5 protein-coding genes are annotated in these 6,094 nt (G+C 58.2%); 1 reads left to right on the top strand and 4 read right to left on the bottom strand.

All coding sequences use genetic code 11. The annotated features are described in order from the left end of the window. The 4 genes from Q0526_RS02700 to Q0526_RS02685 form a co-directional block, all read right to left on the bottom strand. The coding region (locus tag Q0526_RS02700) for a GGGtGRT protein (protein ID WP_298730610.1) at positions 1-801 on the bottom strand (801 nt) is incomplete at its 3' end. Positions 802-821: 20 nt separating this feature from the next. Continuing rightward, a complete protein-coding gene (locus tag Q0526_RS02695) occupies positions 822-1,523 on the bottom strand; it encodes a nitrogen fixation protein NifU (protein WP_040917932.1) in 702 nt (233 codons plus the stop codon). Between the two features lie 130 nt (positions 1,524-1,653). After that, positions 1,654-3,318 carry an O-antigen ligase family protein gene (locus Q0526_RS02690; RefSeq protein WP_298730609.1) on the bottom strand — a complete coding sequence of 555 codons (1,665 nt, stop codon included), beginning with the start codon at positions 3,316-3,318 and terminating at the stop codon, positions 1,654-1,656. A gap of 77 nt (positions 3,319-3,395) precedes the next feature. After that, positions 3,396-4,553, bottom strand: a complete 1,158-nt coding sequence (locus tag Q0526_RS02685) for an MFS transporter (protein WP_298730607.1) — start codon at positions 4,551-4,553, stop codon at positions 3,396-3,398. Between the two features lie 102 nt (positions 4,554-4,655). On the opposite strand from Q0526_RS02685, the gene hisS reads away from it, so the two are divergent. Beyond that, positions 4,656-5,903 (top strand): histidine--tRNA ligase, encoded by a 1,248-nt coding sequence (gene hisS, locus Q0526_RS02680; RefSeq protein WP_298730606.1) that lies wholly within the window; start codon positions 4,656-4,658, stop codon positions 5,901-5,903. Positions 5,904-6,094: the final 191 nt, after the last annotated feature.

The following is a 6,094-nucleotide window of genomic DNA, read 5'->3' as shown; positions in this document are numbered from 1 at the left end:
ATGCAGGGTACGGCCCGTGCCGCCGCCGGAAGCGACGGAGAAGTACTTCTTGCCATTCTCGATGGCCCACTTCTTGTAGGTGCCGGCAACCAGATGCTGGAAGCGAGTGGGGTTGGTGGAGTTACCGGTGATGGAAACTTCCACGCCCTCAGCCTTCATGATGGCAACGCCTTCCAGAACGTCGTTGGCGCCGTAGCACTTAACGGCAGCGCGCTCACCATCGGAGTAAGCGGTGGTGTTGACGACCTTCAGCTCGCCAGTCTTGAAGTCATACTCGGTCTGGACATAGGTAAAGCCATTGATGCGGCTGATGATCATAGCAGCATCCTTGCCGAGGCCGTTCAGGATAACGCGCAGAGGCTCCTTGCGGACCTTGTTGGCGGTACGGGCAATACCGATGGCGCCTTCCGCAGCAGCGAAAGACTCGTGGCCAGCCAAGAAGGCGAAGCAATGGGTATCCTCATGCAGCAGCATGGCGCCCAGATTGCCATGGCCCAGACCGACCTTACGCTGCTCGGCAACAGAGCCGGGAACCGTGAAGGCTTCCAGACCTTCGCCGATGGCAGCAGCGCACTCAGCAGCGCTCTTCAGGCCGCGCTTGACGGCGATGGCAGTGCCGAGGGTGTAAGCCCAAACGGCGTTGTCGAAGCAGATGGGCTGGATGCCGCGGATGATCTTATCGCAATCGATGCCCTTGGCCAGCAGCATTTCGTTGCAGGCGTCGAGGCTCTCCAAGCCATTGGCTTTCAGGCAGGCCTCGATCTTGGGCATACGGCGTTCCTGGGATTCAAAAGTTGCCATAGTGTATGTTCCTCCCTCTCTTATTCTTCACGCGGGTCGATGTACTTGACAGCGCCCTGCTCGGCAGAGAAGCGGCCGTAGGTGCCGATGTTCTTCTCGTAGGCTTCCTTGGGATCCTTGCCGTGGCGGATGTCTTCCATCATCTTGCCGAGGCGGACAAACTGGTAACCGATGACCTGATTGTCCTTGTCCAGAGCGGTCTTGAGGATGTAGCCCTCGGTCAGTTCGAGGTAACGAACGCCCTTAGCCTTGGTGGAGAAAATGGTGCCGGTCATGCTGCGCAGACCTTTGCCCAAGTCATCCAGACCAGCGCCGACAGGCAGGCCGTTCTCAGAGAAAGCGGTCTGGCTGCGGCCATAGACGATCTGCAGGAACAGCTCACGCATAGCAACGTTGATAGCGTCGCAGACGAGGTCGGTGTTCAGCGCTTCCAGAATGGTCTTGCCGGGCAGGATCTCGCCAGCCATAGCGGCAGAGTGGGTCATACCGGAGCAGCCGATGGTCTCGACCAAAGCTTCCTCGATGATGCCGTTCTTGATGTTCAGGCTGAGCTTGCAGGTACCCTGCTGGGGAGCACACCAGCCCACACCGTGGGTATAGCCGCTGATATCCTCAATTTTATAGGCCTTTACCCATTCGCCCTCTTCGGGAATGGGCGCGGGACCGTGCTTGGGCCCTTTTGTGATCGGGCACATGTTGTTGACCTGTGCGGAGTATTCGATCATAATTTTCTCTCCTTTGCATATTGTTAGGCTTTTCACAGCTAAGTTTATTATAAAGGGTCGAAGCGTTTTTTGCAAGACGTTAGGCTATGCTAACGCCTCGTTTTTTCCCCGTTTCTTCCCTTTTTTCTTAAAACAAGAAACCGAACAGCACCCGGGAAGCCGCCCCGCACACCGCCATCATGACGATGGCTGCCACCGCCGGGGGTGCCCAAAGGCGAACCAGCCCCGGTTTGGGCTGTGCTTCGAGTTTGACCTTTTTCCCCTTACCGCGGTGGGCTTTTTCCAGAGGAAGCGTTTCTTCCTCCGGCGGCAGGCAGAAGACCTGCAGCAGCGCAAAGAGCATCATAATCTCCGGGAAGATCATCGATACCCGGATGGATACCACCGCGTGGGTCAGATAACTGACCAACGCCAGCGTCACCGGCGCCACCCCGGGCCGCAGCCAGTTTTTGGCAGCCTTGCGCAGATGGGATGCGATAAACCACAGCCATGCGGCCAGTCCCAGCAGGCCGGTGGTCAGCAACTGTTCCAGATACTCATTATGGGCCGCATAGAAGGTTTTCATACGGTCGGTGACATCGCTGCCCGCCCACGCCATCATAGCGGTGTGCATCATGCCGGTGCCCACGCCCACGATTTTGCGCCACAGCGGCTGGTCCAGCCAGGTGCTCCAGGTGATGCGCCACGCGGTGCCCCGGTAGGTGCCCCAATCGTCGTTGATGATCAGGACATCGTCCAACCGGCCCAAACTGGGGAAGCCCGGCCAGAAGTTGGCCAACGCATAGAGCAGCACCGTGGCGATCACCGCCACCGCTGCCACCACCCGTCCGGCACGCCAGAGAGGAATTTCCCTCCCCCGCAGACCAAACCGCAGCACGGCCCACAACAAGGTGCAGATCACAAAACCTTCCACGCCCATATGGCCCAGCGCCGCCAGCATAGGCTTACCACCTTGCGTATACACATGGGTGCGCATGTACTGCATCCACCCGGCGTGGAAAAAGAAAAACGCACCGATGACCGCAATGCGGCGCAGCGTGCGGGTGGTGAACATCTTCTGGCACATCAGCACCAGCACAGCCACCCCAATTCCCAATGCCAGTCCTTCGGCATCCACCACCGCAAGGGCCAAACCGCCGAAAAAGGCCGGCACGCCATAAAACAGCGTGTGCCGTACGCCCCGTGCCACCAAAAAGGCATAGAATACCAATGGCAGCGCAAACGCCATAAACCCGGAGTTGAAGTTTTTCTGCCCCAGCGTAGAGAAGAACTGGGCGCGCTCCACCACGGCGGTATCGGCATAGGTGCCGATGAGATCTATATTAAAAATGTTGAGCACATACAACACCGTAACGATGGCCGTCGTAATGCCCACACAGAAAGTCAGTCCATTGAGCAGGTCCTGCGGTGCAAAAGCCCGCACTGTCAGGTAGCTGGCTGCGGTAAACAGCACCATCATAAACCCGCCGTAATAGCCGCCCAATCCCCAGAAGGAAGAGATCGGCGACAGGGACGCCACGGTGGAAATAAGGCCGGTGAGCACCACAGCCCCCAGCGCCCAAAGCGTCGTATCTTTGCCGGAGAATCGGCCACTGTGGGGAGCCGCTCCCACCAGCGCCAACGCGCCGATCCATAGGCAGAATGCCCAAGACAGGGTGCAAACACCGGTGAATTTGACCACACCGAGATTGGAAAATTTGTCAATGTATAAGGGGTAAACGCAAAGCACCGCCAACAAAAAAGCGGTAGCTGAGCGCGCTGCGAACTGTCGCAGCCGGATCATTTGCTGCATGGGTCCTCCTTCAAAATTGATAACCAAACGAGATATAACCCTTATAGTTTATAGTCTACACGCCCCAAGGCGTTTTTTCAAGATTCGCCCACGGGTTTTACAAGTCTAACACAAAATAATCCCACCAATGCACAGCCGCCAGCCAGCCAATGCCGGGCCGCTAACGGCAGTGCCTGACTGCCGATATAACTCAGCAGACTGCCGGCGCTCATCCCCAACGCAATAAAGCCGTAGTTGACCCCGGCATGCCGCAGACCGAACAGGTCGGTGTTCAAAGCAGGCTGTACCGCAGCCCCGCCGGAATAGAAAAAAGTCAGGAGCGCATAGGAAGCCAACACCCACCAATTTTGTGCAAAGGCAAACCAGACCGAACCCGCCGCCAGCCCCAGATAAACGAGATACAGCACCCGCTTGCGGCCAAAACGGTCACTGCCCGCCGGGCAAAGCAACCGCCCGGCAGCACTGGCCGCCGACCCCAGCACAATGCTGAAAGGAGCCGCGTTTTCCGGCAGTCCCCGGTCGGCGGCAATGGAAAAGATCTCCGGGCTGAAGAGCAGCACCGGCGGCGAGCTGAGCGCCACCGCCGCCACACACAGCTTGTAGGCCCGGGTGCGGATCATCTGCCGGTGATTCATTCCCTGCTGGGCAGCCTTCGCGTTCCCTGTACAGGGCGGGTCCTGCAAAATGGCTGCCCCGGCACCGCAAACCAGCAGCATGATGGCCCCCAGCGCCGCAAAACAGATGCGGATGCCCCACCGTCCACCGACGCCTTTGACAAAGAGGGTAAAAAACGCACCGGAAAGCCCCATCGCCACTCCGGTCACCCCAGTAGCCCATCCTTTTCGATTCTGATACCATTTTTGGGCGCATGCCATGACGGCGGGTGCCAAAAACGCGCTGCCTACCCCCACCGGCACACTGTAAACCAGCAAAAAGAGCGGCGCATTGCCTGCCGGCACCAGCGCCGCCGCAAAGAAGCCCCCGGCCAGCAAGGCGGTCCCCCATAACCCCGCCGTGCGGGGGCCGCGGCGGTCCTGCAGCAGCCCGCCCACAGCACACCCTACCCCGTAGGCGGCTACCAACACGGCAAAGCCCAACATCGCCTGACCGCGGGACAAACTGTATCCCTGCATTACCGGCCGTTGAAAAACACCCCATGCCGCCGGAATGCCGGTAAGCATCTGAACACCGACCCCCGCCGCCAAAATGTACGGACCGCGGTTCTGTTTTGCCATGGCTTTCCACTCCCCTCTGTTTTGAGTATGCCCGGTTTGCATTGACAAAATGCGGCGGGAAGTTTATCATGATAACATTATAAGAATAAGGAGCCATTGCCGATGAAAACCCAGCCGTTAAAAGGCATGCGCGACCTGCTGCCCCACGAGCAGGCACTGCGCGACTATATTCAGGGCCAGATTCTGGCCACCTACCGCGCCGCCGGATTCCAGCGGATCTCCACCCCTATTTTGGAAGATATGGAGAATCTGGACAAGAGCGATGGCGGTGACAACCTCAACCTGATTTTTAAAGTATTGAAGCGCGGCGACAAGCTGGAAAAGGCGCTGGCTAGCGGGGACGAAAAGCAACTGTCCGATATGGGTCTGCGCTACGACTTGACGCTGCCCCTTTCCCGCTATTATGCCGCCAATCGCAACGAACTGCCCACGCCGTTCAAGGTCATTCAGACCGATCGCGTCTACCGCGCCGAGCGCCCCCAGAAAGGCCGCCTGCGGGAATTTGTGCAATGTGACATCGATATTTTGGGCGATTCCAGCCCCAACGCCGAGGTGGAACTCATCGACGTAACCGCCCGTGCGTTGCTGGCCATCGGCTTTACCGGGTTCACCGTGAACATCAATGACCGCCGCATCCTGCGGGCCATGCTGGAAAAGACGGGCTTTGCTGCCGATGAGTTGGATTCGGTTTGCATCAGCTTTGACAAGCTGGACAAGATCGGTGCCGATGGTGTCAAGAACGAATTGACCGAGAAAGGTTTCGCCGCCGAAGCCGTGGAAGCACTGGACGCCTTCCTGCGGGCCGGTGATTTCAGTCTGGACACGGTAGCCGCCAAGGTGGACGACGATGCCCTGACCGCTGATCTGCGCTATGTCATTGCCACCAGCGAGAAGATCGCCGCGGGTCGGTATGGGATTGCCTACGCCCCCAGTCTGGTCCGTGGGCAGGGGTATTATACCGGCATGGTGTTTGAGGTCACCTGCCCGCAGTTCAGCGGCGCCGTAGCTGGAGGCGGCCGGTACGACAACATGGTAGGCAAGTTCATCGGCCAGCAGGTTCCGGCGGTGGGCTTCTCCATCGGGTTCGAGCGGGTCTGCGGCATCCTGCTGGAGCAGGGCTACCAGATTCCCGGTGCCAAAAAGCGGCTGGCGCTGCTCTACTGCAAGGACGCCGACTTTGCCGCCGTGCTGGCCAAAGCCCAAACGCTGCGCGCCGACTACGATGTAACCGTACTGCCGCAGGCCAAAAAATTGGGCAAACAGTTCGGCACATTGGAAGCGGCCGGATACGCGGCGGTAGCGTTTGCCGACAACGACGACCTGAAGCTGTTGGGGCAAAAAGCAGAATAACCCAAGTTTTACGGAACAGATGGCCTTGCGGCCATCTGTTCCTTTTTTGTTGCCGTTTTGTTGGGAAGATGTAATCCACAAATTTGTCGGAATATGGTATACTGGAGCCAGAAAAGAGACCGCGGCATAGGCCCGCTTTATACAGAAAGATTAACTATTAAAAGTCAACCCCGAAAATGAATGGTGGTGGT

It is taken from the genome of uncultured Subdoligranulum sp., assembly GCF_937890665.1.
The sequence above is the reverse complement of the archived record's forward strand: the minus strand, read 5'-3'. Positions and strand labels throughout refer to the sequence as shown.